The organism is Pseudoalteromonas ruthenica (assembly GCF_008808095.1).
Lineage (GTDB): Bacteria > Pseudomonadota > Gammaproteobacteria > Enterobacterales > Alteromonadaceae > Pseudoalteromonas > Pseudoalteromonas ruthenica.
The window spans coordinates 135943-162551 of the sequence record NZ_CP023396.1; the positions used below are offsets into that span (position 1 = coordinate 135943).

Consider the following 26609-nt stretch of genomic DNA (forward strand, 5'->3'; position numbering starts at 1 on the left):
GTAAGGGGGTTAGCGATGAAATACACGACTCTGCATACGTATTCACATATTACATAGCGAGAGTCAGGGCGAATAGTCGCCCATCTGATTAGCCTTGCTGATTGAAGGCCTTGGTCATAAAAGGTGGCTCCGCGAGCGCACCTTGGTGTACGCCCGGCGTGTAATATAAGGTGTTGAGGGCGTCAGGGTCACAGGCTCTAAAGCCGTCAAAACCCAGGCCTTTGCGTGCTAAGGTGACTGACCACAGCCCCGATGGGTAAATCGGCTGTGGAAAAGGCAAGGTTTGCAACGCGCCGAAACCAACCTGCTTGATGGCCGCTCGCATTTCCAGCAGCAATGGCATATGCATAAGCGGGCTTTCACTTTGTTGCACCAGCACACCGCCTGGACGTAATGCTGCGAGGCAACTTTGATAAAAAGCATGATTAAACAAGCCTTCGCCGGGGCCTACAGGATCAGTGCCATCGACAATAATGACATCAATCGACTCGGCTTGCGCATCGCGCATGTATTTGATGCCATCATCAAAGAGCAAGGTGGCACGGGGGTCATCATTGGCACTGCACAACTCAGGGAAATATTTCAGCGACATCTCTGTGACAACTTGGTCAATGTCGATTTGCGTGACAGTTTCAACACTCTCATGTTTTAGCACTTCGCGCAGGGTTCCGCAGTCGCCACCGCCGATAATCACTACGTTTTTTGGGTTCGGGTGGCTAAATAGCGCTGGGTGGGCGATCATTTCATGATAAAAGAAGTTTTCTCGGCTACTGACCATAGTGCAGCCGTCGATCACCATCAGGTTACCAAAATCGGTGGTTTCATACATTGCCACGTGTTGAAACGGAGACTGTTGCTGTTCAAGCAGCTTATTAATACGCAGTGAGAATGCGCTACCGTCACGGTCGCTTACCTCGGTAAACCAGTGGTTTTTATCTAAACTTGTCATGTGCTCAATAATCGCCAGTAAAGTGGAGGGACAATTTTGCCAGTGAGCGTCATAATGCTCAATGAAATTTTAGCCCAATCCGTACGATTTTCTATTCGCTAGGAACACTTTAAGGTATTACACTAGCGGCAAATTCACAGGTCAATATTGAGAGTGCTTTATGCAATGGGGTTACCAGGCTGCTCAGGCCGTATATAACGTAAGTCACTGGAGCGACGGTTACTTTGATATTAATCCGCAGGGCGAGCTCGTGGCGTATCCCGATGGCGATCATAGTCGCCCAGGTTTGCCTTTAAATAAGCTGGTGGAAAGCTTTAAAGAGCAAGGTCTGACGTTACCGGTATTAGTGCGCTTCACCGATATTCTGCAACACCGAGCTTCACGGCTTATCGGTGCCTTTGCCAAGGCGAATGAGGCGAAGCAGTATCAAGGCGGCTATACCTGTGTTTATCCAATTAAAGTGAATCAACAGCGCTCGGTGGTGCATAAGTTATTGGCCCATGATAGCAACCAAGTCGGTTTAGAGGCGGGCTCTAAGCCAGAGTTAATGGCGATATTGGGACTGGCACAAAAAAATATCACCATAGTGTGTAATGGCTATAAAGATAGTGAGTTTTTGCGTCTCGCATTAATTGGTCAAGCCATGGGCCATAAGGTTAATATTGTTATCGAAAAGCTCTCTGAATTGGATGCCTTACTCAAAGAAATGGCGGCCATGAACCTTGAAGCAGCAATAGGTATACGTATTCGCCTCAACTCTGTGGGTAAGGGCAAGTGGCAAAATACCGGCGGCGAAAAAGGCAAGTTTGGCCTGACCGCCTCGCAGGTACTGCAAGCTGTCGAACTGCTACGTCAACAAAGCAAGTTACATTTGCTGGAACTCGTGCATTTTCATATTGGCTCACAGGTTGCCAATATTCACGACATTCAACGCGCGCTCAAAGAGTGTGCACGCCACTACGCGCAACTATCGCAAATGGGCGTGCCGCTAAAAACGGTTGATGTTGGCGGTGGCTTAGGGGTGGATTATGAGGGCTCAGGGTCGCGCAGCAGCTGCTCTATGAACTACACCGTGGAAGAATACGCGCGCAATGTGGTGGCCGCATTTAGTGAGGTAAGCGACAGCCATGATTTAGCACATCCACATATCATTACCGAGTCAGGACGAGCGCTGACGGCTCATCATGCCGTGCTGATTACCGATGTGGTGGATGTGGAGCGCATCCCAAATAACGATGTAGCCATCGACCAGTACCAAAATTTGCCTTCTGTAGTGATAGAAATGCGGCACACTTGTGAAGCGGTGAGCAGTCGTATGGCGTTGGAGAGCTATCACGATGCCATGCACTTATTTAGTGAAGCGCATAGCCAGTATGTTCATGGCATGCTGGGCATTATGCAGTGGTCGTTAGTGGAGCAGCTCTACTTCCGCACCTTACATAAAGTACGTGATTGCTTACGGGATTCGGTGCGTGCCCATCGCGAGGTATTGGATGACCTTAACGAAAAGCTTGCTGATAAGCTATTTGTGAATTTCTCGCTGTTCCAATCACTGCCCGATGTCTGGGGTATTGGCCAATTATTCCCGGTACTACCCATAGAAAACTTAGATAAGCCATTGGAGCAGCGGGTGATTATCCAAGACATCACTTGTGATTCCGATGGTCAAATTCGCGATTATGTTGACGGGGCGGGGATTGAAACGAGTCTGCCGATACCGCGTTATGAATTTGGCCAACAGTATCATGTCGCTATGTTTATGGTGGGTGCGTATCAAGAGATTCTTGGCGATCTCCATAACCTTTTCGGTGATACCGACTCGGTGCATGTGCACAGTGATAATGGCGAGTTTAAATTAAGTCATAAACTCAAGGGCGACAGTGTTCAGGACGTATTAAAATTTGTGCATTACGATAGCGATGACTTAGCAGCAGTCTATCACCAGCGTATCAACGCGCTTGATATCGATAGTGACATCAAAAAGGCGTATATTGAACAGCTACAACAAGGTCTGAGCGGATACACCTATTTCGAAGATTAACTTTGTTGTTAGTAACACCAACAGATCGGTTTTCTGTTGTCGATAAAAAGCGCTATTATTAGCGCTTGTTTTTTATACCTATATAGGAAAGTCGTTTTGCGCGCTGTAGTAGCTGTAGTTAGGCAAGTTTTAAGTGTTAGTTTGTACACGATTAACACTCTGTTTTGGTTTTTCCCCATTGTGCTTTGCGGGTTACTGAAATTATTGCCAATCAAGCCTTGGCAAAAGTTAATGAGTGCGGCGGCAAAAGCCATGGCAGGGTTATGGGTGGGTGGTAACTCATTGAATCAAAAATTGCTCACTCCCTATAAGATGACAGTGAGTGGCCTTGATAAGCTACGCAAAAAAGATTGGTATCTCGTGATTGCCAACCATCAAAGTTGGGTCGATATTTTGGTGATGCAGCGTATCTTTCGGGGCCGCATACCATTTTTGAATTTCTTTTTGAAAAAAGAGCTACTGTACGTGCCTTTTTTAGGCCTAGCCTGGTGGGCGTTAGATTTTCCTTTTATGAAACGCACAAGCAAGTCGCAATTAAAGAAAAACCCTAAACTGCGTGGTAAAGACATCGAAACCACACGCAAAGCCTGTGAAAAGTTTAAAGAAATGCCGGTGTCTATTGTCAACTTCGTAGAGGGAACGCGCTATACCGAGGACAAGCATCAGCGCCAACGCAGTCCGTTTAAGCATTTACTGAAGCCTAAAGCAGGTGGTGTCGCGTTTGTGCTGCAAGCGATGGGAGAGCAGATCAGTAAGATAGTGAATGTGACCATTCATTACCCCGGCGGCATCCCCACATTTTTGGACTTGGCTGCAGGCAAAGTGAAAGAGGTTGCTGTGCATGTTGAGGTACTCCCGCTTGATAAAAAGTTGGTGGGTGACTACAGCAATGACAATGAATTTCGGGTATCTTTTCAGCAGCACCTTAATGATATGTGGCATGACAAAGACCGTGTATTTGACGATTTAGCAAAGCATAACAGGAGTTAACTATGCTCAAGCGATTTCTACCCAATTGGTTAGCAGGGATTTTAGCTGGCTGTGTGTTGCTAGTGAATACACTGGTGTGGGGAGTAATCGTATTCCTCTTTGGCTTAGTGAAGTTAGTGTTGCCACTGCATGTAGTGACCGTATTATTACATAGCGCCTACAATGGCTGGCGTGGTGGCAATCGTTTAGGGTTAAAGATCGGCTGTGAGAACTTTGATGTGTCGTTCAACGGTGAAGTGCAAAAAGGCGCTTGGTATTTACTGATATCTAATCACCTTAGCTGGCTTGATATCGTTGTTCTTAGTGCGGTGAATGAGCTACCCGCACCGAAGTTCTTCCTCAAAGATGAGTTAAAATATGTGCCACTGATTGGCAGCGGTGCATGGGCGATGGGTATGCCCTTTATGAAGCGTGCTAGCAAAGAGCAAATAGCCAAGAACCCAAAACTCAAAGGTATGGACGTAGAGCGAACTAAACGCAGTTGCCATAACTTTAAACAGTACCCATCGTGTATCGTTAATTTTGTCGAGGGTTCACGTTTCACTGCCAGTAAACATCAACGCCAAGAGAGTCCGTTTCGCCATTTGCTCAAGCCCAAGGCTGGCGGTATCGCCTTTGCACTGCAAGTGCTAGGGGAGCAATTTGACGGTCTCTTAGATGCAACGTTGCACTACCAATCACAGGGCAGCCATATCTGTCGCGACTTTTTAACTGGCCGACTTACTCATATTGAACTCTCCGTAGAGGTACGAGAAATTGCGCCACAACTAGTGGGGGATTATCAGCAAGACAAAGCCTTTCGCGTTGAGTTTCAAAAACACCTCAATGTTATGTGGCATCAGAAAGATGCGTTGATTGCTCACAATCATGCACCTGTCACTGAGGTGTGTTCTGACGTTGCGAATTCAACAGGTGAACTATGAATGAGAGCCAGTTACAAACCCTAGTCGAGCCTTGGTTTGAGGGCATGGAGCAAGCCAGTTTATTCAGTGCGATTACCGCGACAGGTTTGGGGATGCTGGCGATTCTGTTGCTGTATTTTTTCCTGCGCAGCTTGATGTTGCCAGGTGTACAGTCGCTGGCCGCCAAGTTATCACCAGAGCGCATTACTATGCTGGCGCCGTTGCTACAAAAGCTGAATCGTCGCGTCGCCGGTATTATTTGCTGTGTGGTGTTTTTAGCCTTTTTCCAGAACGTTTTTCCAAGCACCGAGCTGGTGGGTGGCGTTGTACGGACTTTAGCGCAGATAGCGCTTATTGTTTATGGCGGCTTTATCGTCAGTAGTGTCGTCAGTGTTGGTGGTGCTATCTATAATCAGTTTGAGTTTGCCCGAGAAGTCCCGATTCAAGGTCTTATCCAGCTGGTAAAGCTGGTGACTTTTATAATCTGTGCCATCTTAATCTTCTCATTACTGCTGGAGAAGTCTCCCACCTATATTATCTCTGGCTTTGGTGCTATTGCAGCGGTCACTATGTTGGTGTTTAAAGACACGATTTTGGGCTTCGTTGCCAGTATTCAAATTGCCGCTAATCGCTTGGTTACCTACGGAGATTGGATTCAGGTTGATAACTACGGCGCTGACGGTGAAGTGATCGATCTTGGCCTGAACACCGTTAAAGTGCGTAATTGGGATAACACTATCACCACAATTCCAACTTATATGCTGGTGGCCGGCTCATTTAAGAATTGGCGCGGTATGCAAGAGTCTGGTGGTCGCCGGATAAAGCGCTCGCTGAATATTGATATGAACAGTATTCGCCTCGCCGACGAGGCATTGCAGCAACGTATCAGCGACAGCATTAATATTGATGATTATGTCAAAGCCAGTAACTTGCCGGAGCAGGTCACTAACCTCGGGTTATTTCGCCGCTATGCCGAAGGCTACTTGAAGCAGCATGAGCGCATCAACAATGAGCTGACCTTAATGGTGCGTGAGATGCAGCCACTAAACCACGGCCTGCCTATTGAGTTTTACTGCTTCAGTGCCGATAAACGCTGGATCTCTTATGAGCACTTGCAGGCTGAGATTATGGATCATCTGCTCGCGATGCTGCCTGTGTTCGAATTACGCCCATATCAGAGTATTACTGGGCAAATGAGTAGCCCTAACTAATCGGCGGTTAGGGCAACTTTGCCAGCAGTAGCCCTAGCGCTGCAAAACTGGCGATTACCATAAGTATTGGTGGTTTATACTGGCGCAACACCCACAGCCCGATAATGGCAAAAAGACCATACCACCATTGGCTTATGCCTGCGGGGATGATCGGGTTGTATAAAGCGGCAGCAATAAAGCCCACCACTGCAGCATTAATGGCTTTGCTTACCCCAGCAACGAGTGGGTTGCTCAATAACGATTGCCAGTGGCGATGAAAGCCGATAACCAACAAAAAACCGGGCGTAAAAATGGCTAAGGTGGCTAAGGTAGCACCTAGCAAAGGCGCATGCGGTGTCATGATAGCACCAAGGTACGTAGCAAAGGTAAACATCGGCCCAGGAATAGCCTGAGCGGCTGCATAGCCGGATAAAAATGCATCGCTGTCAACATCCGTTAGAATAGTGTCTAACAGCGGTAACACCACATGGCCGCCGCCAAATACCAAAGATCCCGCTTGATAAAACTGCCCAGCCAGTTGCCAATAGCCAGAAGCCGCGCTAAAGGTAAGTAAAAACAGCACTGAAAAGAGCAGTAAAGCCGGCCAGTTAAGTCGTGTAGGCGACTCGGACTCGGCGCACTCCATCGGTTTTAATAACCAAGCACCGGTTACGCCAGCTACGGCTAAAATGACCAGTTGCGTGTAAAGGGAAGGAACAAAAATAAGTGCCAAGGCACTGAGCAATGCTAACGCTTTTGTTTGCCAGTTAGGGCAAAAGCTTTTAGTCATCGTTATCAGTGCATCAGTAACAATGACGACAGCGAAAAGCTTTAGGCCAATGATCAACCCAGACAGCCCCCAGCCTAATTGCTGCGCGCCAACAGCCAATAACACCATAATCAACATTGAGGGCAAGGTGAAGCCAACAAAAGCAACGATGCCACCAAGCACGCCCGCATGGTGTAAGCCAATTGCGAAGCCTACCTGCGAGCTGCCGGGACCTGGTAATAGCTGGCTGAGCGAGATCAAGTGCCCGTACTGCTGCTGTGATAACCATTGCTTGTTTTCAACGAAGTGGCGTTGAAAGTAACCTAAATGTGCTGCTGGGCCACCAAAGCTAGTGCAGCCGAGGAGGAAAAACTGGTAAAATAACGATAAAAGTTTCATCGCTAAACTATACTTCGATTAGTTGTCATTAATATGACAGTACAGGCACAGCGGTGTTAGTTGCAAGGGGCACAGGTGGTAGTAAGAGCACGCGTCTTTTTTTTGCTGATAGTTACGTTGGTATATTCGCTTTGTGCCAGTGCTCGCACGGTTGTTAGTGTGGCCGTCGATCATGCGCCGCCGTATAGCAATACCGAATCGAGCGCACCTAAAGGGCTGATTATTGATATCCTGCGCCCGATAGCACAAGAGCTAAACTTCGATATCAACGTAATTGCATGCCCGTTTTCTCGCTGTGTTTACTTACTCACCCATAATGAAGTCGATATAATGGGCGGGCTAATACGTACCCCTGCTCGTGAACAACAACTGCAGTTTGTTACGCCAGCTTACATGGCATTGCACTCATCATTTAGCTTTTATTCGCTAAAGACACCCAGCTTTAACATCGAGCGCTACAACGACTTGTATGGGAAACGTATTGCGGTGATGCGCGGAGCGGCGCACTTTGCGCGCTTTGACAATGATGAAAAGCTGATAAAAGTACCAGTAACATCAGAGCAAATCGCTTTAGATATGTTACTCAAAGACCGCGTAGACCTGTTTATTGGCGTTGAAGCGACGGCAGAACATGCCATGGGCGTACTGCAACGTCCGGCACATCAACTTATGAAGCACCCATATAGGTACCAAGACGCCATTTATGGTCATATGGCGTTTGCATCGCGTTTTGCTGGTAGCACACTGGCTGAGAAAATTAATCAGCAGTACCAGAAAATGCTTAACAGTGGCGAGTTAAGTGCGTTGGTCAAACCTTATGCGCTACCTCCAGTGATGCCTCAAAACGGAATTAATTAGCACGGTTTTAACCTCTAGTTCATTAATCTTTGCTAGTATCACCTGCATACTCAACTATTTAGGAATTCACAATGGTTAAACGTATGACTCGTTTTTCTACAGTGGCTACAGCAGTAGCGGTAACAGTGGTGTTGTCAGGTTGCCAAGCAACCAATACGCAAAAAGGTGCAGGTATCGGTGCCGGTATTGGCGCCGTACTAGGTAAAGCGACGGGCGATCATGACGACAAGCGTATTTTTATCGGTGCCGCCATTGGCGCCTTAGCGGGTGCTGCGGTGGGTGACTACATGGATAAGCAGGAGCAGGCTTTTCGAGATGAATTAGCAGGCTCGGGCGTGGAAGTGGTACGCGAGGGCGATAACATCCGTTTAGTGATGCCTTCAAATATTACCTTTGCCACCGATCAATCTTATATCTCTAGTGGTTTCCACCGTACTTTAGACGCAATTGCCAGTGTTATGAACAAGTACGAGAAAACCTACCTGAGCGTTCAAGGTCATACCGACAGCACCGGCGCCAGTGATTATAACCAACGTTTATCTGAGCAGCGTGCTCAGAGCGTTAAAAATTACTTGGTGAACAAGCAAATTTTGGCGGCGCGTGTGAGCACTCAAGGCTTTGGCGAAAGTCGCCCTGTTGCGGATAATTCCACGGCTAACGGTCGCGCCTTGAACCGCCGTGTAGAAATCCAAATCGTGCCTAACGTTAAGAACTAGATAACTGCGAAGGCTGATTAAATTGCAACTCGCATAGGCGCTGATACAGCGCCGATTGTTGCAATAATGTCGGGTGGTCACCAACGGCCACCACTTTACCTTGGTCCATGACCACGATGCGATCCGCATGCATCACCGTACTTAAACGATGGGCAATAATTAGCGTTGTGCGGGATTGCATGAGTCGGGTCAGCGCGGCTTGCACATGAAACTCACTTTCGGCGTCTAAAGCGCTGGTCGCTTCGTCTAAAAGTAAAATATTAGGGTCTTTTAAAATCGCACGAGCAATGGCAATGCGCTGTTTTTGCCCTCCCGATAGGCGCACACCCCGCTCCCCCAAAAAGCTACTGTAGTCATCAGGTAAGTCGTTTATAAATTCATGTGCATAGGCTTGCTTCGCGGCAGCGATAACTTGGGCGTGTGTGGCGTCTTCGCGCGCATACGCGATATTGTGATAAACATCGGCGCTAAACAGCACTGGATGCTGGGCCACCATGGCCATTTCGTCACGAAGCGCGTGTAAAGACAAAGTGCTAAGTTCTTTGTTGTGCAACTTAATTTGGCCACTGCTCACGTCATAGAAACGCTGTAACAACTCAAACAAGGTGCTTTTCCCCGCCCCCGAAGGGTCGACAATTGCAATGGTCTCGCCAGTGTTAATGGTTAGGTTAAAACCATCAAGGGCGGGTTTATCTGGTCGCGAGGGGTAGCAAAAACTCACCTCATTAAAAGCTAAAATGGCCGTTTCGCTTTGGTTGTTGTCAAAGCGGGCCGGATTCGTTGGGTCGATTATATCGCTGCGTACTTGCAGTAGCTCTACTAGGCGCTTAGCGGCCCCTGCCGCGCGTTGCAGTTCGCCATATATTTCCGCCACTGTGCCTACCGACATCGCCACCACCACAGCATAAAAAACAAAGGCTGCCAGCTCACCGCCTGTCATAGCGCCATTGAGAACATCCACGCCGCCGCTGTAGAGCATAAAACTGATCCCCGAGAAGGTGATAAAAATCACGAGGGCTATCAGGATGGCGCGCTGAAGTATTCGTCGTTTGGCGACTGAGAAAGCTTTATCTACCTCACTATTAAAAGCGTTTTGCTCCATCGCTTGGCGGTTAAAACTGTGAACAGTTTTGATGTTTTGCATGACCTCGCCAGCATAGGTGCTGATATCAGCGATAGCGTCTTGGGAGCTACTTGCTAACGTGCGTACGCGGCGGCCGAATAACTTCATAGGTAAGAGCACCAGCGGTACACACAGCAGTACGATCAACGTCAGCTTCACATTAGTGATAAACAACATAATGATGCCGCCGACAAGCATCAACGCACTGCGCAGTGCCATGGATAAAGACGAGCCGACGATGCTTTGCAGTAAGGTGGTATCGGTGGTTAGGCGCGACATAATTTCGCCGCTGCGATTCTCTTCAAAGTAACTTGGGTGCAGGGAGACAATACGCGCGAACACCGCCTTGCGAATATCGTTACTAACGCGCTCACCTAGCCACGACATCATGTAAAAGCGGCAGAAAATTCCCACCGCCATGATCGCGATTAGGGCAATAAGCACCATCACAGATTGTCGTAGCTGAGTAATTGAACCAGCAATAAAGCCGTCATCAATCACTTGCTTGAGCCCCTGTCCCAACGAGAGGTTAATACCTGCGGTCAGTAGTAGCGCTGCGAGGGCGGCGATAACCACCCACTTATAGGGCCACACAAATTTAAAAATAGGGCGGAGGTAGCGCAAAGCGCTTTTTTCGTTAGCGGCTGTGTTCATATGCGTACTTTGCTGCGGATTAAGTGCTCAGTGTATCAAACCTGTGCACTGGCGCCATGGTTGCTATGATACCAACGTTGCGTTGTTGGTGGTTTTTCTATACAACTAGAGTACAAGGACTAACCAACAGGAAGCCACCATGCAAGCAACAGGAACTTTTACCGTTAAATTAAACCCGCAACAAAGTTATGCCACTGGGGTAGACGGTATTGATTTAGGAAGAATGTCGATAGATAAAACCTTTAGTGGTGAGCTCCACGGTATTAGTCAGGGTGAAATGCTCAGTGCCCGCACGCCAGTGCAAGGCTCTGCTGGTTATGTCGCCTTAGAGCAGGTCACTGGGACACTGGCTGACAAAAAAGGCAGCTTCGTACTCCAGCACTTCGGTACCATGAACCAAGGCAAAGATACATTGATCCTTGAGGTGGTGCCGGATTCAGGTAGCGGCGAATTGCGAGGCTTGAGCGGGAAAATGACCATCAATATGGACAATGGCGCTCACCATTACGTATTTGACTACCAGCTAGGTAGTACTAATGAGTAGTGAAACGATTTTACACAGCGCGCAATTTAACCCCAAAGTGAAACAATACTGGTTGGTCTTGTGGTTATTGGTTGCCACTGTGACCTTGTTTGGTATTGTTTTTATCCCCGTTATTGCCATTGTTGTGTGGCTCGTATCAGGGCGTATGTTGGCGGCCATGTCGGCAACCTTGAGTGAAAAAAAGCTGTTTGTTAAACGCGGTATTTTGGTGCGCACTGAAAAAACCATTCCCCTTGATAAAATTACCGATGTGGGGTTAACGCAAGGGCCATTGATGCGACTGTTTGGTATTCATCAATTGAGCTTTGAAACAGCGGGCCAGTCGGGTACCGGTGCGTTAGTGTCACTCATCGGAGTGGTGGATGCACAGCAGTTCCGTGAGGCCATTTTGGCACAAAAAGAGCGTTTAGCTGAGCACCAACAAACACAATCAGAGTCTATGTCACAACCTAGCGACCAAGCGCTGTTGGCACGCTTGGTCGAAGTTGTAGAACGGATTGATACGCGACTCAAGCATCTCGAGCAGCGTTCAGATTAACTTATCAGCTGACGACTACCGGCATTCACCGATAACTGCTTTGAACGTGTTGAAAGCACTTGGTAATTGCTGTCTTTTACCGTGTTGATGTAATGCCACTGCGCCTGTGCCTGCTCGGCGGTGAACGTCACCGTAAGATAACCCCGATCCACTAAGTTATTGTAGGTAAGGTCGTCAATCAGCAAGGTGATGACCTGCTCTATTTGTGCTACTGCCTGCGGATCCTGAGTGTTCAGGGATAAATAACTTTCAAGTCCAGGGGAAGAAACCGAAGCGGTGGCAAACTCAACGCCAGCCGCTTGATTAGCAGCAATGGGATTAGTGGCGTCGGTTCGCAATTGACCTGCCCAACCATTATGGGTATCGCCAGCAAGTACAACTAAATCCTTTTGCGCAGCTACGGCGCTGGCGAGCAACATCTCGCGCTCATAAGCGTAACCGTCCCAGGCATCAAGGTTGTAGGGTACTTTGGTTTCTACCCGGGCGCGCTCGTTGGCACTGACAGTGGGATCCCCAGCTAGTATGCGTGTTTTTATTTGCGCCAACTCAGCGAACAATGCATTGGCTTGGGTGAGCAGAGCGCTTGTATCTTCGCCACTAGCCAAGGCTACTTGCAGGCTCCCGAGCAGCTGTAATACTTCCACCGGCATATGCATCTTCGTCATCAGGACCTGCTGTGCGAGTACTTGCCATTGGCAGTCAGAGGTCATAATGCCATCTTGTAGCCAAGTTAATTGCTCGCTACCTAAAAGAGCCCGTGATGAGGAGCTAATAGCACTGGCAAACTGCACTTGTCCTGGGGCGCTAGCAAGATCAAAATCAGCAAAGCTAAGTTGCTCATCGCGGGCCAGTACGCGGGTATCCAGCATGTACAAAGACACTAGGTTAGCAAAATCAAAACGACGATAAATACGCTCTTTGTCGGCCACATTACGTATGGGCATCCATTCGAAGTAAGCTTGTAAGGCATAAAGCTTACGTTGAGTGAAATCCCCTTCGTCCTCACTATGGTTTTGGGCACCATCACGCCAGGTATCATTGGTTATTTCATGGTCGTCCCACACCACAATAAATGGACAATGGCTGTGCGCTGCTTGCAGGTCGGTATCTGTGCGGTAGTGTGCATAACGTTTACGGTAATCTTCAAGCGATAACATTTCTGTGCTGTTATCTTGCGGTAGTAGGCGCCCAAGGGCCGCTGCATCGGCAGTGGCATAACCGTCATTACCGTACTCATAGAGGTAATCGCCAAGGTGTAATACCGCGTCTAAGTCGGGTTGTTTGGCAACCTCGCCATATACATGAAAATAGCCAGCAGGGTAGTTTGCGCATGAAAGCACGGCGAACTTAACTTGCTCGATATTGCCTGTTGGCAGCGTTTTCCCTTTACCCGTAGGAGAGGTTTTGCCATATGCCTTGAAGCGGTAATAGTACTGAGTGTTAGCATCGAGACCTTGTAAGTCCACTTTCAGTGTAAAATCACTGTCGGCACTTACCTGCGCCTCGCCATCATGGCTGATGTTGATAAATTCGGGATCGGTCGCCGCCTGCCATTGCACTTTGAGGCTGCTAACTGGCTGTTGCGGTGTTACTCGAGTCCAAATAATGAGGGCATCGCTGAGTGGGTCGCCGCTGGCGACACCGTGATCAAAGCTCACATCGACGCTATCGTCATCGTCACTATCGAATACACAGCCACTGAGGCCGAGCGATAAAACGGCAGCACCAAACCCGGCTGCCGATGCCTTTAAAAAACTTCTCCGCGTTAACGTCATTACTCTGTACCCATTAACCTAAAAATACAGAGCATATCGGAGTCATGTTACTGTTAGGTTAAAACACCTGACAAATATGATCGGCCTTACAGGTTATGACGGTGACATTTTTGTAGCCAACGCGAGTGAGCTGCTCGGCACTTAGTGTCGCCCGCGCACTGCTGGCACAGTGTAAGTAGATAGGGCGGTTGGCGTCTTTTTCAATTTCCATCAGCTTCATTTCCAGTAGCCCCCGAGGAATATTAATAGCACCAGTGGCGGCTTTGGTTGCATGCTCGGCGGGTTCGCGTACATCAATCAATAAGCCATGATTATCACTTAGCTCTGCTTTCGCTTGCTCGGCGCTAATTCGGCGTTGATTAGGGGTGATGGTTTTTAGTAAATCTGGGATTGGGGTCAGCATATTATTCCTCCATGCCTAGCTTTTTTAATATATACATCATAGGACACCAACCGCTAAATGCTGATTGGATAAGATTAAGGGCAATAAATACAGTAAAAAATAGCCAGTTAGAGTCGACGAAATGCGCCAGCAGTAAGGATATCAGGACCATAACGCCAGCAATCAGTCGCAGCGCAGCAGATATATTCATAGCAATACACCTTGTTAGAGATGAGAGACTATATTCAGTATATTAGTAAAATCTAAATTAGCAACAATTAATATTAGACAAGGCTAATATTCCTTTCTATACTTCTGCCATTCTCAGTTCACAACAAGAGCGACACGTGGATTTCAGTAAAATAGCCGACAGCGCTGAGCAGGCACAAAGCCTGCTGAAGATTCTGGCAAATAAAAACCGTCTAATGATCCTATGCAGTTTGCAGCAGGGTGAACTCAGCGTATCCCAGCTCAATGATGCAGTGCCGTTAAGTCAGTCGGCATTATCACAGCACCTCGCTGTATTGCGTAACGAAAACATGGTGACCACGCGGCGTGAGAGTCAGACCATTTACTACCAGTTGTGTGATGATAACGCTAAGGCCATTTTGCAGACTTTATACACGCTATTTTGTCAGGAGTAGGCTGTGAACGCCTTGGATAAAACAGTAAAAGCGAGTTTGAACGGCCCTTTTGCGTTGGTGGTTTTCATTGTGGCCTTGGTGCTTGGTGCCTTGGCCTTAAGCTATACCCCGCGTGAGGAAGAGCCACAGATCACCGTGCCTATGCTTGATATCACGGTGGCCGTGCCCGGAATTGAGGCGCCACAAGTCGAACGGCTGGTGACCATCAAACTAGAGAAGCTGCTGGCGCAAATTCCAGGGGTTGAACACATCTATTCCACCACGGCTAATGAGCAATTAGTGACCACACTGCGTTTCGAGGTAGGTCATTCCCGCGAGCAAGCTTTGATAGACACTTATGCAAAATTATATGCCTATCAAGACACCATGCCTCGGGTGGTTAAGCAGTGGCAGATTAAGCCCATATCGGTCGATGATGTGGCCATTGTGATGTTGGGCTTGTATAGCGAGGCACCGCAGCTCTATAACGATTATGACCTCACCCGCATGGCCCAGGAGTTAGCCACCAATTTACAACGCTTGGCGGATACGAGCGAGGTAAAGGTGGTCGCTGGGCGTAAACGCAGCGCCTATGTTTATCTCGATATCAGCGCGCTCAATGCCCATCAAACCACGGTACAAGATGTTCTCTATGCGCTGGAGGTATCAAATCAGCTGCATGAAGTGGGTCGAGTCAACGATGCTCAAGGCCCATGGCGGGTGCATGTTCAAGCCGGTGATGCCTTACGTGATCAAGCGCAGCTCAGTGAGTTAGTGGTTAATGTTGTCAATGGTCAGGCAGTGCGCTTAGATAGCGTCGCCGAGATCACCGTCGGCCCCAGTGAGCCCAGTCATTACCAGTGGTTACAACACGGCGATCACCAGCAGCTGCCCTTAGTGACTTTAAGCGTGGCAAAGCAAGGGGGTAGTAATGCGGTAGCGGTTGCCGATGCGGTGCATCGAGAAATGGCGCGGTTGCAACAACAGCTGTTGCCGCCAGAAGTCAAGGTGGTGACGCTACGCGACTATGGCCAAACAGCGAATGACAAAGTCAATAACCTCGGTGCCAGCCTGGCTTTTGCCATCATTACCGTGGTGCTCTTTATTGGCGTGTTTCTAGGGTGGCGTCCAGCGATCGTGATTGCCTTGGCCTTGCCTATTTGCTATGGCCTCACCCTCACCTTAGATTGGGCATTTGGTTACACCATTAACCGCGTCACCTTGTTCGCGCTCATTTTAGCCTTGGGGCTATTAGTCGATGACCCAATCACCGGCATAGACAATATCAGTCGCTACCTTAATCGCTCTGGTGATCGAAAAGATAACATCGTCGCTGCCATCAGCGAAATTTGCACGCCGCTGTTGATGTCAACATTGACCATTATGGTGGCCTTCTTTCCACTAGCCTTTATTACCGGAATGATGGGTCCCTATATGGCGCCCATGGCGTTTAACGTGCCAATCAGTGTCGCGCTATCTACGCTGGTGGCATTTTTCGTAACACCATGGCTAGCTATGCGTATCCTCAAGCCAGAGCAAGGTCTGGCGCTCAGGGAGCCAAGCAAAGCGATGCAGAAATACACGCAATTGCTGGGTTATATCCTTAGCCAACCACGCAGAGCTAAATGGGTGCTGTATACGGTTTTAGCGTTATTTGTATTCAGCGCCAGCTTACCGGTGATGCGTGCCGTGCCGCTGAAGTTACTGCCCTACGATAATAAAAGCGAGGTGCAGGTGCTCATTGGCATGCCCGAGGGGACGGCATTGGAGCATACAGCGGCGGTAACCCGGCAGGTTCAGCGCAAGGTGTGGCAGCTTAATGAGGTCAAGGCCATTGCCGCGTACGTCGGCCAGCCTTCGAGTATGGACTTTAATGGTATGGTGCGAGGTTATTACCGCCGCGTTGGCGAGCATCAGGGGGAGTTACGGGTATTACTACACGATAAATCGCAACGCCAGCATCAGTCCCATGCCGTGGTGTTACGGCTGCGTGATAAGCTGGCCGAATTTAATCAAGATGGGATCACTATTAAAGTGATTGAGGTGCCGCCCGGACCTCCGGTGCTGAGCACTTTGGTCGCCGAGGTCTATGCCAAACCGTTTATTGATGCGCAACAGCACCGTGAGGCCGCACGCCAAGTGATGGCGCGGCTGCGCCAAGAGCCCCATGTTGTTGAAGTTGACAGCTCCATGGCCGCCGCGCAACCACAGCTGCGCTTTGTTACCAACACCAGCAAAGCGGCACTGTCGGCGGTAGCCAGCGCCGATATCGCTACGGCGCTAAGGGTGGCATTAAAAGGTCAGCAGGTCGGTCAACTTTATGTTGATGATGAAATCAACCCGCTGCCTATCGAGGTGACGCTGCCATATCGCCACCGTACGCAAACACATATTGGCGCCTTGCAGGTGAAAGGTCAGCGCAATATTAGCCAACGCAGTTCGGAGCTTGGTTTATCTAGCGCTCCTCAGCCTATGGTGGCGCTGTCCGAGTTGGGCGAGTTTAACTCATTAGCGCGACCCCAGCCCATTGTGCGCAAAGACTTACAACGGGTTATCTATGTTATGGCTGAGCTCAATGGCCGTACCCCGGCGGAAGTGATTGCCGATGTCAGTGCCGATAAGGGCGTGGCAGAATTGCAAAACACCCCTTGGCAGCAGCGTACTTTTGTTGATTCGGGTGGCACTCAAGCATGGCACCTTGGCGAGGGGATTGATGTATCTTTTAGCGGCGAAGGGGAGTGGCGCATCACCATTGATGTGTTTCGCGATATGGGCATTGCCTTTGCCTTTGCGTTGGCGGCCATTTTAGTGTTGTTGCGGGTGCAAACAAAATCCATGAGCTTGGCATTAATTATTATGTCGGCCATTCCGCTTACCATTATTGGGATTATGCCCGGCTTTTGGTTACTGAATCAATTGGGTGAGCGCGCTATTGCCGGCGCGCCGGAGCCGGTGTTATTTACCGCCACGGCGATGATTGGCATGATTGCCCTGGCCGGTATCGTCATACGTAATTCACTGATCCTCGTGGAGTTTATTGAACAATCACGACGCCAAGGTGAAGCCATTAAAACGGCGCTTATTAACGCTGTGCAGGTACGTATGCGACCAGTGCTGTTAACCGCTGGGACCACTCTGCTGGGCAATATAATGATCATTTTTGATCCCGTCTTTAGCGGTCTCGCAATCGCGATTATTTTCGGCATTCTCGCCTCAACCCTATTCACTTTGCTGGTCGTGCCTTTGGTGTATTACCTGGTCTTTGCAAAAGAGGAAGCAAACAATGCGAACTAAGTTAACAGCGGCGCTCGTCATAGCTATTTTAGCCGCCGTAATAGTGTGGTTTTCTGGAGTGCTTACTCAGCATATTGCGCCAGGAGTAAAAACTGATGAACAATCATACCGAGGCGCCACCCATCAGGTTGAGCTTAGTGCCATAAATGTGGCAGAAGTGGTGCCAGGGCAGGTTATTGCCAAGCAAAATACCCAAGTTTCAGCACGGGTATTAGCACAGATTGAGCGCTTTTTAGTGCGTGCAGGCGACACCGTAAAGCAAGGACAAGTGGTGATTGAGCTTGATAAACAGGCGCTACAAAGCCAAGTGCAGCAAGCCAAAGCGCAAGTAAATGCATTGCAAGCGTCATTGACGCAGGCCAGTAAACAGCTTCGCCGTGCTAATGAGCTATTTGCAAAGGGGTTGATTTCGCAAAACGATATTGATGTAGCTACCGCCAACCATGACAACCTCAAAGCCAGTGTTGAGCAGGCCCAACAAGCGTTGCAACAAGCGCAGATTGCCTTACAGTACGCCACCATTAAAGCACCTATTGCTGGGCGCGTGGTCGAGCGTTTCGCTGAGCCGGGCGATACTACCAGCCCAGGGCAGGCGCTACTGGCCATTTACAACCCGCAGCAACTACAGCTTGAGTTTGCGGTGCGTGAAGGCCAGGCATTAACCTTGGATATTGGCACACAGCGACGAGTTTCAATTGCTTCGTTGGCGCTATACGCAGACGTGCCGTTGGTGGAGGTGGTCCCCGCAGCGGACAGTGGTTCGCGCTCACTGTTGATGCGCTTTGCGGCGCCACAAAGTGCGAAGCTGCTGCCAGGCTTGTATGCGCAGCTGGAGCTGCCAGCGTCTTCACGCCAAGGAGTGCTGGTGGCCCGCGAGTGGGTGCACCAACATGGTCAGCTGGACATGGTCATGGTGGTAAAGCAAGGACAATTGCAGCGCCGTTATGTTCGTTTGGGGCAAATTGTGGATGATCAGGTCGAGGTGCTTTCAGGGCTGAGCCCCGGTGAGATAATAGCCACCGAAGCGCAGCCCGCAGCGCTATAAAAATGTTGCTATCTCAGTCAGCGATTTTTTCTGTAAAGCGTGGTTAGGCACCGTGGCATCGTCACTTGGGTAGCCAACCACGATAAGCATATAGGGACGTTCATTGTCTTTGTTACGGCCGCAAATTTCGCTCAGGAAGCTCATCGGCTTGGGAGTGTGCGTGAGGGTCGCTAGCCCGGCGCGATGTAAGCCTTGAATTAAAAAGCCTGTAGCGAGCCCAACAGACTCGTGAACATAATAATTGGGTTGCTGCTCATCGGTGTGTAAACCGCCTTTTTTCTGGCTAAATACCGCGATTAACCAAGGCGCATGTTGTAAATATGGCTTTTGCGCATCGGTGCCCAAAGGTTTGAGTGCATCTAGCCACTGCTGCCCAGCGCGGCCCTCATAAAACGAGCGCTCTAATTGCTCTGCTTGCTCGCGAATTTGCTTTTTTACGGCTTCGGAATTGATAGCGACAAAGTGCCAGGGTTGGTGGTTAGCTCCACTCGGCGCTGTGCCTGCCGCCTGAATGCAGGTTTCGATAATGCGCTTATCAACCGCACGGTCGCTAAAACTACGAATACTGTGGCGACGTTTGGCGGTGTCTAAAAACTCCTGCGCACGCGTCAGCATTTGCGCGGCAGGGTACTCAATAAAGTCGGTTAACGGAGTATGTTGGTGGGGCTGCATAGTGTACTCGCTCAATGGTGTTGGTGAATTTAGCCTAGGTCCGAATGGTATTTCTGTCTACATCATATTTACTTACATATTAACGTCGTGTTCATCTTTGTACCCGCTTTCCCCTGTGGTATAACCCTAGGCACTAATAATAAATATAAAAAGGAATACCCCGTGCTTTCGATTCAAGGCCTTACCAAAACATATGGCAATGGCGTGCAAGCGCTCAAAGGAGTGAATTTAACAATCCCTAAAGGCATGTTTGGGCTCCTTGGGCCGAACGGTGCCGGAAAGTCATCATTGATGCGCACCATTGCAACCTTGCAAACAGCGGATAGCGGCACCATCGAATTTGATGGACTGGATGTATTTAAACAGCCGCAGGAAGTGCGCCGCCGCCTGGGTTACCTGCCACAAGATTTTGGCGTCTATCCCCGAGTCAGTGCCGCAGATTTGCTCGATCATATGGCGATATTAAAAGGTTTAGACAACGCCAAAGAGCGTAAAGAGGTGGTCGATGGCCTACTTGCGCACACCAACTTGTATGAGCATAAACTTAAAGCAGTGAGTGGTTTTTCAGGAGGCATGCGCCAACGCTTTGGCATTGCTCAAGCGCTGCTTGGCGACCCTGACTTACTGATAGTCGATGAGCCGACTGCGGGCTTAGACCCTGAAGAGCGTAATCGCTTTCACAACCTATTAGTTAGTTTGGGTGAGCAAAAAGTGGTGATCTTATCGACGCACATCGTTGATGATGTCAGTGAGTTATGCCCTAACATGGCGGTGCTAGCGGGTGGCGAGATTCTCCTGCAAGGCAACCCTATCGATCTGACCCATCAGCTTAATGGCCAGATTTGGCGTAAAGAAGTGGCCAATCAGCAGCAGGCGTTAGAGCTTGAGCAGCACCTACCGGTGATTTCTAAACGCTTGTTTGCTGGCAATACTATTTTGCATGTATTTGCCGATGCGCCGCCGGAAGGATTTGAGGCCGTGCCCAGTAACTTAGAAGACGTGTACTTCTCGACTTTATACCAGCAACGTGCAGCGGCACAGGCGTAGGAGGGCATATGTTACTTAAAATGCTCACCTTTGAGCTGCGCTATTTTTTGCGCCAGCCATCTTTTTACGTTTGTAGTTTATTGTTTTTCCTACTTTCGTTTGCCATGACCATGAGCGATAACCTCCCGTTGTGGGGTTCTAACGTGCATCTCAACGGCCCGTTTGTGAATGCGTTTGTGCAAGTTGTGGCGTTGAATTTCGTGCTTTTTGCGGTGGTGAACTTTGTCGCTTCATCCAGCTTACGCAACGATACTGAAAACATGCTAGAGCTGGTGTACACCAAGCCCTTTAATAAGCAGGCTTACACCTTGGGTCACTTTTTAGGCTCTTTTGTGGTGACTGCGGTGGTAATGCTGTTTGTACCTTTAGGTGTGTTTGCGGGGAGCGCTTTTGGCGTCATGCTTGGTTGGTCGCCAGCCGAGCTGCTGGGCGAGCAGCATTTATCTCACTACCTGCAGCCTTATCTGGTTCTCGCTTTGCCCACCTTGTTTGTGATTACGGTATTTTGTCATGTAGCGGCGCTGCGTTTTCGTACCATGATGGCTGTATATATTGCCGCCGTGATTCTATTTCTCACTTATTCGACCCTTTCGGTGTATTTTGAAGAGCCGTCGGTACGGGTGTGGGCGGCATTATTAGACCCCTTTGGTTATGGTGCATTTGCAGATGTAACGCGTTATTGGACCACGGTTGAGAAGAATGAACTGTTATTACCTTTTTCCAGCTACCTGCTGTATAACCGCGTGCTATGGCTCGCTGTCGCAGGAGTCGTGTTTGCGCTGCTAGGACTAAAAAGTGGTTATCAAAGCCAAGGTAAAGATAAAAAGCGCCCAGGTGTATCGCAATCAATGCGTAAGCGCGCGCAACAAGCATTAGCCAACAATATCTCGGTGCGAGTACAGAGCATTAATACCCGCAGTCAGTTTATGATGCGCACCCGGTTTGAGTTTGCTCAGGTATTAATGAGCCCAGCGTTTTTGATTTTAGCGACCATCACGCTGTTTATGCTGATTGCTCCGCTACTCGCACCAGGGGTCAGCTATGGCGTATCCAACTGGCCGCTGACACAAACTATGGTTCCGCTTATTCAAGGGGCCATGGGCGTGTTGATGGTCATTGTGTTGGTGTACTACTCTGCTGAAGTGGTATGGCGTGAACGCAACTCAAAGTTTGGCGATATCATCGATTCTTACCCAGCACATAACTTAGTGTTTTGGGGCTCGAAGTTAACCGCTGTGACCGCTGTATTAGTGATGTTATATGTAGTGGGGATGGCGCTCACTATTAGTTATCAGCTGATCAAAGGTCACTTTAATATCGAACTGGGTCAATACTTATTCCGCTTGGGTTACTTAACCTTGGTGCCTTTATTTATGACCACAGTGTTGGCCTTCTTCTTCCAAGTGATCAGCCCCAATAAATATGTGGGCATGGTACTGTTTATTGTCTATTACGCCGTAAGCTTGATCCTTAACAACTATGGCTTTAGTCATAACATGTATGACTTTGCCGGCTCCCCAGCCGCGCCTTATTCTGATTTGAATACTTACGGTCACTTTCTTAATGCAGTGCATTGGTACAATGTGTATTGGTTAGGTATGACCTTAGCTTTGGCGGCATTAGGCTACGGCTTATGGCACCGAGGTCCGCAACAAAGCCTATTGGCGCGTATACGACTGCTCAGTTATAACTTAGGCAGTAAAGGACAAGTATTGGCAGTCTGTGGGTTGGTGATGTTTGTCGCCAGTGGCGCGTGGATATACCACAACACTCGGGTACTGAACGAATTTCACACCAAAGACGATATTCAAGCTCTGCAGGTGCAATACGAAAAGCAATTGGGCCAATATAAAGAAGCGCCTGTGCCTATGTTAACTAAGGTGGATATTGCCGCTGATATCTATCCGCAGCGCCGACGTATTGAAGCACAAGCCGATATCACGTTCACCAACCCAACTGAGCAAGTGATTGAACGTTTCTTGGTGAGTAAACCGCAGTACAGTGAACAATGGCAGGTGCAACTAGAAGGCGGTGCCTTAGGTGAAAAGATTGATGACTTAAACACTTGGTGGTTTGAGTTCGAAAAACCTTTGCAGCCAGGGGAGGTGCGTCAAGGCACTTTAACTGTGGTACGTGCCCACCAAGGCTTTAAAGATAGCGGCTTTGATACCAGCTTGGTTGAAAATGGCACCTTTATTAATAACGCGGAACTATTACCGGTATTTGGCTATCGCCTTGATTACCAGTTATGGGATCGCAACGAGCGTCGCAAGCGTGATTTACCTGAGCTCGAGCGTGCCAATGATCTCGAGGATAGTCGCTATTATGGGCAAAATTTCTTTGGTGCCAACGTCGGTTTTATTGATTTCAGCGCCACGGTGAGCACTGATATTGACCAATTTGCTATCGCCCCAGGTTATTTGCAAAGTGAACAAGTAGATGAAGAACGCGGGCGCCGGACTTATCGCTATGAGATGGATGCGCCTATGGTGGACTTCTACAATATTATGTCGGCCCGCTTAGAGGTGAAGAAAGAGCGTTACAAAGGCATCAATATTGAAGTTTATTATCATCGTGACCACCCGTGGAATGTCGATACGATGATCCAGTCTACTAAGGACTCTATCGATTATTTCACCAAGGAGTTTGGTCCTTACCAGCATAAACAGCTACGAATCCTCGAGTTCCCAGGTTACCGTGGCTTTGCGCAGAGCTTCGCAAACACCGTTCCTTATTCTGAACGTATTGGCTTCATCACCGATTTGCGAGACCCAGATGATATTAACCTGCCTTATTATGTAACCGCTCACGAGGTTGCGCACCAGTGGTGGGGGCACCAAGTTGGTGCCGCCAATGTCCAAGGCTCCGCAGTGATATCTGAAACCTTATCTCAGTACAGTGCACTGCAAGTGATGGCGGAAAAATATGGCGAGCAGAAGCTGCGTAAATTCCTCAAGTATGAGTTAGATCGCTATTTGCAGGGGCGCACCATGGAAAGTTATCGCGAGATGCCGTTGTACCGCTCTGAAAATCAGCAATATTTGCACTATCGTAAAGGCTCGGTGGTGATGATGGCGATTGCTGATAGGTTAGGCGATAAGCGCACCAACACGGCATTGCGGCACTTTTTACAGGAGTTTAAGTACCAAACGAACCCTTACCCCACAACTCTTGACCTGTTGCGTCACCTCAAAGCGCAAGCGAATGAGCAAGAACAGGCCTTTATTGATGATCAGTTTAAACGCATCACTTTGTATGAGCTAGCGCTAGAAGATGTAGTCGTGAGTGAAACAAATGAGCAAAGCGGTAAGTTTAAAGTGACCTTGAGCATTGATGCCAAAAAAGTATATGCCAATGGTGAGGGGGTCGAGACAGAAGAGCCCATGCAGCAGCTGGTGGATATCGGCTTATTCCACTTTGACCCTGAACAGTTAAGTGCCAATGATTCAGTAATTTACTTACAAAAACATGAGCTGGTCTCAGGCGCCAATACACTAGAGCTGTATGTTGATGAGCGGCCAAGTTTTGCAGGTGTCGACCCACTCATTAAATTAGTCGATCGTGATAGCGCTAATAACGTGAAAAAGCTATAAGCTTAACGATACCAATATCGGGTTATGATCTGAGCTCTCGCGTGCCAACGCTTGAGCTCTTTTTATTTCTACCCCTCGGGTCCACACTTGATCCAAAGCGTAGCCAAAAAAACGCGTGCGCTGGTCAGGGGATAAGGTCACCGGTGCTAACTGCAAAGGAGTTAATAGCTGCTTTACTAATTGTTGACGGGAGTCGCTCCAGGTATTGAAATCGCCAGCAAAAATAACAGGTCCGTTATGCTGAGCAATGAGCAGGGTTAAGGTTTTTAGTTGGCGTTGATAGTCTTCGGTGCCCCAGGTAAAGTTGATACCGTGGAGGTTCACCACAAGTAAACTGCCCCCCTGCGCTAGCGCATAACGGCTTATACTTGATGCCTTCGGTGTTCGCAGCCAGGGTTCGCGTTGGTAAAAGCGACAATAGAGCTGCGGCTGAAAATCACTGAGCAATAAGGTACCGGTTTGTTTTGACCACCCTCGGAAGCCGGGGGAAAAGCGTGCATAAGGCTTGATAGCAAAGAGTTGTTGGTCGCGAAACGCCTCCTGTAAAAGCACAAAGTCAACGCCCTGAGACAGTGCTCTTAAATCCGGTAGCAGCTGTTCATGTTGTGCTTTATAAATATTCCAACTGAGGACTTCAATACGCTGTGGTAGGACGTCAGTGTGCGTGGTGATTGGTTTTCTGAGTTGCTGCGCACATTGCCGTGGCGTTGAGACAATGCCCTGGATGTCTTCACTGGCAGCTGGTAACACCCACTGTTGCCAAAGTAGAAATGCGCTGTAAAACACCAAATATAAACTGATCACGACAATGATGTACCTTGAAGGGCTGCCAATGGGCTGTGCTATAGTGGCAAAAAAATATCAGGTTGCAAAGTATGGCACACAGAACAATTTCGCCTTTAGTGTTAGGGTTTTGGCGCATGCTCGATTGGCAGCGCAGCGCCCAACAAAACCTCGCGTTTGTAGAGCAATGTATTGAGCAGGGCATTGTTGATACAGATCATGCTGACATTTATGGTCAATATCGCTGTGAAGCGGCGTTCGGAGAGTTATTAAAGCTCAAACCCAGCGTACGTGAACAAATTCGTATCATCACCAAGTGCGGCATTGCGCTGCAGCAGGGTAAGTGCGCTGTGCCCGGGCATGTTAATCACTATAATTCCAGCCGTGAGCATATTATCGCCAGTGCTGAAAAGTCACTGCAGCATTTTCACACCGATCGTTTAGATTGCTTGTTGATCCACCGTCCAGACTACTTAATGCAGGCAGATGAAGTGGCTGAAGCATTCAACACTTTGAGAGCGCGTGGCGATGTATTGCACTTCGGCGTTTCTAACTTTACCACCAGTCAGTTTGAGTTATTGCAGTCGCGGTTGGATTTCCCGCTGCAAACCAACCAAATTGAGTTCTCTCCCTATCAGATGAATGCGTTAGATGAGGGTACTTTAGATCAGTGTCAACGTTGGCGCATAAACCCGATGTGTTGGTCGCCGCTGGCGGGCGGCGAGATATTTACGAGTATGACTGAAAAGGCACAAAGGTTACGGCAAACACTAGAGCAAATCGCACAGGAAATCGGGGCAAGCGGCCTAGATCAAGTGGTATATGCGTGGTTGTTGAAGCACCCAAGCCAGCCTGCTGTGGTGTTAGGTACGGGGAATATTGAGCGTATTCGCAGTGCAATTGGCGCTCAGCTGCTAGAATTAAGCCATGAGCAATGGTATCGAATATGGCAGGCATCTAAAGGCCATGCAGTACCTTAAATATCACATCTATGTGTGGCTAATTGCAATGAGTCTTAGCTTTAGCCTCGTTGCGCAGCCCCAGCTGCAGCTTTATACCGAGCACTGGCCGCCCTACAACTACCTTAATGAGCAGGGTCAGGTGGTTGGCCGGGCAACACAAGCTGTACGTGGGGCTTTAGAAGCCGCCAATATTGATGCTGATATTCACCTTACTACTTGGGCGCGAGCCTATAATTTAGCTAAAACTCGCGCTAACCACGGTATATTCGCAATTTATAAAACCGCACAGCGGCACCAGTTATTTCACTGGTTTTGTCCCATCAGTGCGCCCACTCCTATGTTTATCTACAAGCGCAGCGATGATCAGCGCATAAAAGTGCATTCATTGGCTGATGTGAAGCAGTATACGCTTGCAGTGAGTCGAGACGGCTGGACTCATCAGCATTTGCGGCAACAGGGGTTTAGTGATGAGCGGCACTTAGATGTGGCGGCAAGTATTGAGGTCAGCATGACTAAATTTCTAGCTGGAAGGTTAGATTTAATTTTAAATACAGAAGCTGCGATGACCTTAGCGCTGCGCCAAAGGGAGTTATCGGCCAATACAGTAATCAAGGTGTGGGAGTTACAGCAAAGTCAACGAACGCCATTATGCTTGGCAGTGAATAAACACTCTGATCCTCAATTAGTGCAAGCTCTCAAGCAGGTTTTTGATGAGAAAAATAAAAGATAAAGGGCCTGACGGCCCCTGGTTTGCAGCAAC

23 protein-coding genes are annotated in these 26609 nt (G+C 48.7%); 15 read left to right on the forward strand and 8 right to left on the reverse strand.

The window, feature by feature from the left end; translation table 11 throughout:
- Positions 1 to 88 precede the first annotated feature (88 nt).
- Positions 89 to 949, reverse strand: coding sequence for a polyamine aminopropyltransferase (speE, locus tag PRUTH_RS00655; protein WP_151172289.1), 861 nt, complete (start codon positions 947 to 949; stop codon positions 89 to 91).
- A 160-nt stretch (positions 950 to 1109) separates the two neighbouring features.
- Here speE and speA point away from each other — a divergent pair, with 160 nt between their 5' ends.
- The 4 genes from speA to PRUTH_RS00675 all read left to right on the forward strand — a co-directional run bounded on the left by speA (position 1110) and on the right by PRUTH_RS00675 (position 6093).
- Positions 1110 to 2990, forward strand: coding sequence for a biosynthetic arginine decarboxylase (speA, locus tag PRUTH_RS00660; RefSeq protein ID WP_151172290.1), 1881 nt, complete (start codon positions 1110 to 1112; stop codon positions 2988 to 2990).
- Positions 2991 to 3086: 96 nt separating this feature from the next.
- The gene (yihG, locus tag PRUTH_RS00665; protein ID WP_045980274.1) at positions 3087 to 3980 is read left to right on the forward strand and encodes a 1-acylglycerol-3-phosphate O-acyltransferase, YihG family; all 894 of its coding nucleotides are present in this window, start codon (positions 3087 to 3089) and stop codon (positions 3978 to 3980) included.
- A gap of 2 nt (positions 3981 to 3982) precedes the next feature.
- Positions 3983 to 4903, forward strand: coding sequence for a 1-acylglycerol-3-phosphate O-acyltransferase, YihG family (gene yihG, locus PRUTH_RS00670; protein WP_151172291.1), 921 nt, complete (start codon positions 3983 to 3985; stop codon positions 4901 to 4903).
- A complete protein-coding gene (locus PRUTH_RS00675; RefSeq protein ID WP_045980275.1) occupies positions 4900 to 6093 on the forward strand; it encodes a mechanosensitive ion channel family protein in 1194 nt (397 codons plus the stop codon). The genes yihG (PRUTH_RS00670) and PRUTH_RS00675 overlap by 4 nt, the downstream gene beginning before the upstream one ends.
- Positions 6094 to 6100: 7 nt before the next feature.
- Here the strand turns inward: PRUTH_RS00675 and chrA are convergent, their stop codons facing one another.
- A complete protein-coding gene (chrA, locus tag PRUTH_RS00680) occupies positions 6101 to 7240 on the reverse strand; it encodes a chromate efflux transporter (RefSeq protein ID WP_151172292.1) in 1140 nt (379 codons plus the stop codon).
- A 159-nt stretch (positions 7241 to 7399) separates the two neighbouring features.
- On the opposite strand from chrA, the gene PRUTH_RS00685 reads away from it, so the two are divergent.
- Both PRUTH_RS00685 and PRUTH_RS00690 read left to right on the forward strand, forming a co-directional pair.
- The gene (locus tag PRUTH_RS00685) at positions 7400 to 8098 is read left to right on the forward strand and encodes a substrate-binding periplasmic protein (RefSeq protein ID WP_257220974.1); all 699 of its coding nucleotides are present in this window, start codon (positions 7400 to 7402) and stop codon (positions 8096 to 8098) included.
- 83 nt (positions 8099 to 8181) lie between these two features.
- Positions 8182 to 8814, forward strand: coding sequence for a YiaD family glycine zipper/OmpA-like lipoprotein (locus tag PRUTH_RS00690; RefSeq protein WP_045980297.1), 633 nt, complete (start codon positions 8182 to 8184; stop codon positions 8812 to 8814).
- On the opposite strand, the gene PRUTH_RS00695 is transcribed toward PRUTH_RS00690, so the two are convergent.
- Positions 8804 to 10591, reverse strand: a complete 1788-nt coding sequence (locus PRUTH_RS00695; RefSeq protein ID WP_151172294.1) for an ABC transporter transmembrane domain-containing protein — start codon at positions 10589 to 10591, stop codon at positions 8804 to 8806. The two genes, PRUTH_RS00690 and PRUTH_RS00695, sit on opposite strands and share 11 nt — an antisense overlap.
- 139 nt (positions 10592 to 10730) lie before the next feature.
- Between PRUTH_RS00695 and PRUTH_RS00700 the strand changes: the two genes are divergently transcribed.
- Positions 10731 to 11135 carry a DUF3224 domain-containing protein gene (locus PRUTH_RS00700; protein WP_022943926.1) on the forward strand — a complete coding sequence of 135 codons (405 nt, stop codon included), beginning with the start codon at positions 10731 to 10733 and terminating at the stop codon, positions 11133 to 11135.
- On the forward strand, positions 11128 to 11673 hold the full coding sequence (locus tag PRUTH_RS00705; protein ID WP_022943927.1) for a PH domain-containing protein: 546 nt from the start codon (positions 11128 to 11130) through the stop codon (positions 11671 to 11673). The genes PRUTH_RS00700 and PRUTH_RS00705 overlap by 8 nt, the downstream gene beginning before the upstream one ends.
- On the opposite strand, the gene PRUTH_RS00710 is transcribed toward PRUTH_RS00705, so the two are convergent.
- From PRUTH_RS00710 to PRUTH_RS00720, 3 genes are read right to left on the reverse strand one after another with little or no spacing between them, the layout of a single operon-like run.
- Positions 11670 to 13448, reverse strand: a complete 1779-nt coding sequence (locus tag PRUTH_RS00710) for an alkaline phosphatase D family protein (RefSeq protein WP_151172295.1) — start codon at positions 13446 to 13448, stop codon at positions 11670 to 11672. The genes PRUTH_RS00705 and PRUTH_RS00710 overlap by 4 nt on opposite strands.
- Before the next feature lie 58 nt (positions 13449 to 13506).
- On the reverse strand, positions 13507 to 13851 hold the full coding sequence (locus PRUTH_RS00715) for a rhodanese-like domain-containing protein (protein WP_138510120.1): 345 nt from the start codon (positions 13849 to 13851) through the stop codon (positions 13507 to 13509).
- A 1-nt stretch (position 13852) separates the two neighbouring features.
- Complete coding sequence (locus tag PRUTH_RS00720) at positions 13853 to 14041, reverse strand: YgaP family membrane protein (RefSeq protein WP_022943930.1); 189 nt, start codon at positions 14039 to 14041, stop codon at positions 13853 to 13855.
- 136 nt (positions 14042 to 14177) lie between these two features.
- Between PRUTH_RS00720 and PRUTH_RS00725 the strand changes: the two genes are divergently transcribed.
- The 3 genes from PRUTH_RS00725 to PRUTH_RS00735 are packed head-to-tail and all read left to right on the forward strand — an operon-like array spanning position 14178 to position 18792.
- Positions 14178 to 14474, forward strand: coding sequence for an ArsR/SmtB family transcription factor (locus tag PRUTH_RS00725; RefSeq protein WP_022943931.1), 297 nt, complete (start codon positions 14178 to 14180; stop codon positions 14472 to 14474).
- Positions 14475 to 14477: 3 nt separating this feature from the next.
- Entirely contained in the window at positions 14478 to 17747 is a 3270-nt protein-coding gene (locus PRUTH_RS00730; RefSeq protein ID WP_151172296.1) for an efflux RND transporter permease subunit, read from the forward strand.
- Positions 17737 to 18792 (forward strand): efflux RND transporter periplasmic adaptor subunit, encoded by a 1056-nt coding sequence (locus PRUTH_RS00735; RefSeq protein ID WP_151172297.1) that lies wholly within the window; start codon positions 17737 to 17739, stop codon positions 18790 to 18792. Before PRUTH_RS00730 ends, PRUTH_RS00735 begins: the two co-directional genes overlap by 11 nt.
- Here PRUTH_RS00735 and PRUTH_RS00740 read toward each other — a convergent pair.
- Positions 18787 to 19464 (reverse strand): nitroreductase family protein, encoded by a 678-nt coding sequence (locus PRUTH_RS00740; protein WP_138547912.1) that lies wholly within the window; start codon positions 19462 to 19464, stop codon positions 18787 to 18789. The genes PRUTH_RS00735 and PRUTH_RS00740 overlap by 6 nt on opposite strands.
- A gap of 162 nt (positions 19465 to 19626) precedes the next feature.
- Between PRUTH_RS00740 and PRUTH_RS00745 the strand changes: the two genes are divergently transcribed.
- Both PRUTH_RS00745 and PRUTH_RS00750 read left to right on the forward strand, forming a co-directional pair.
- A complete protein-coding gene (locus tag PRUTH_RS00745; protein ID WP_022943935.1) occupies positions 19627 to 20511 on the forward strand; it encodes an ABC transporter ATP-binding protein in 885 nt (294 codons plus the stop codon).
- Positions 20512 to 20519: 8 nt separating this feature from the next.
- The gene (locus PRUTH_RS00750) at positions 20520 to 24104 is read left to right on the forward strand and encodes an ABC transporter permease/M1 family aminopeptidase (protein WP_151172298.1); all 3585 of its coding nucleotides are present in this window, start codon (positions 20520 to 20522) and stop codon (positions 24102 to 24104) included.
- Here PRUTH_RS00750 and PRUTH_RS00755 read toward each other — a convergent pair.
- Positions 24099 to 24908, reverse strand: a complete 810-nt coding sequence (locus PRUTH_RS00755; protein WP_170268865.1) for an endonuclease/exonuclease/phosphatase family protein — start codon at positions 24906 to 24908, stop codon at positions 24099 to 24101. The two genes, PRUTH_RS00750 and PRUTH_RS00755, sit on opposite strands and share 6 nt — an antisense overlap.
- A gap of 71 nt (positions 24909 to 24979) precedes the next feature.
- Here PRUTH_RS00755 and PRUTH_RS00760 point away from each other — a divergent pair, with 71 nt between their 5' ends.
- Both PRUTH_RS00760 and PRUTH_RS00765 read left to right on the forward strand, forming a co-directional pair.
- On the forward strand, positions 24980 to 25867 hold the full coding sequence (locus PRUTH_RS00760; protein WP_151172300.1) for an aldo/keto reductase: 888 nt from the start codon (positions 24980 to 24982) through the stop codon (positions 25865 to 25867).
- Positions 25854 to 26579, forward strand: a complete 726-nt coding sequence (locus PRUTH_RS00765) for a substrate-binding periplasmic protein (RefSeq protein ID WP_022943939.1) — start codon at positions 25854 to 25856, stop codon at positions 26577 to 26579. The genes PRUTH_RS00760 and PRUTH_RS00765 overlap by 14 nt, the downstream gene beginning before the upstream one ends.
- The last annotated feature ends 30 nt before the right edge of the window (positions 26580 to 26609 follow it).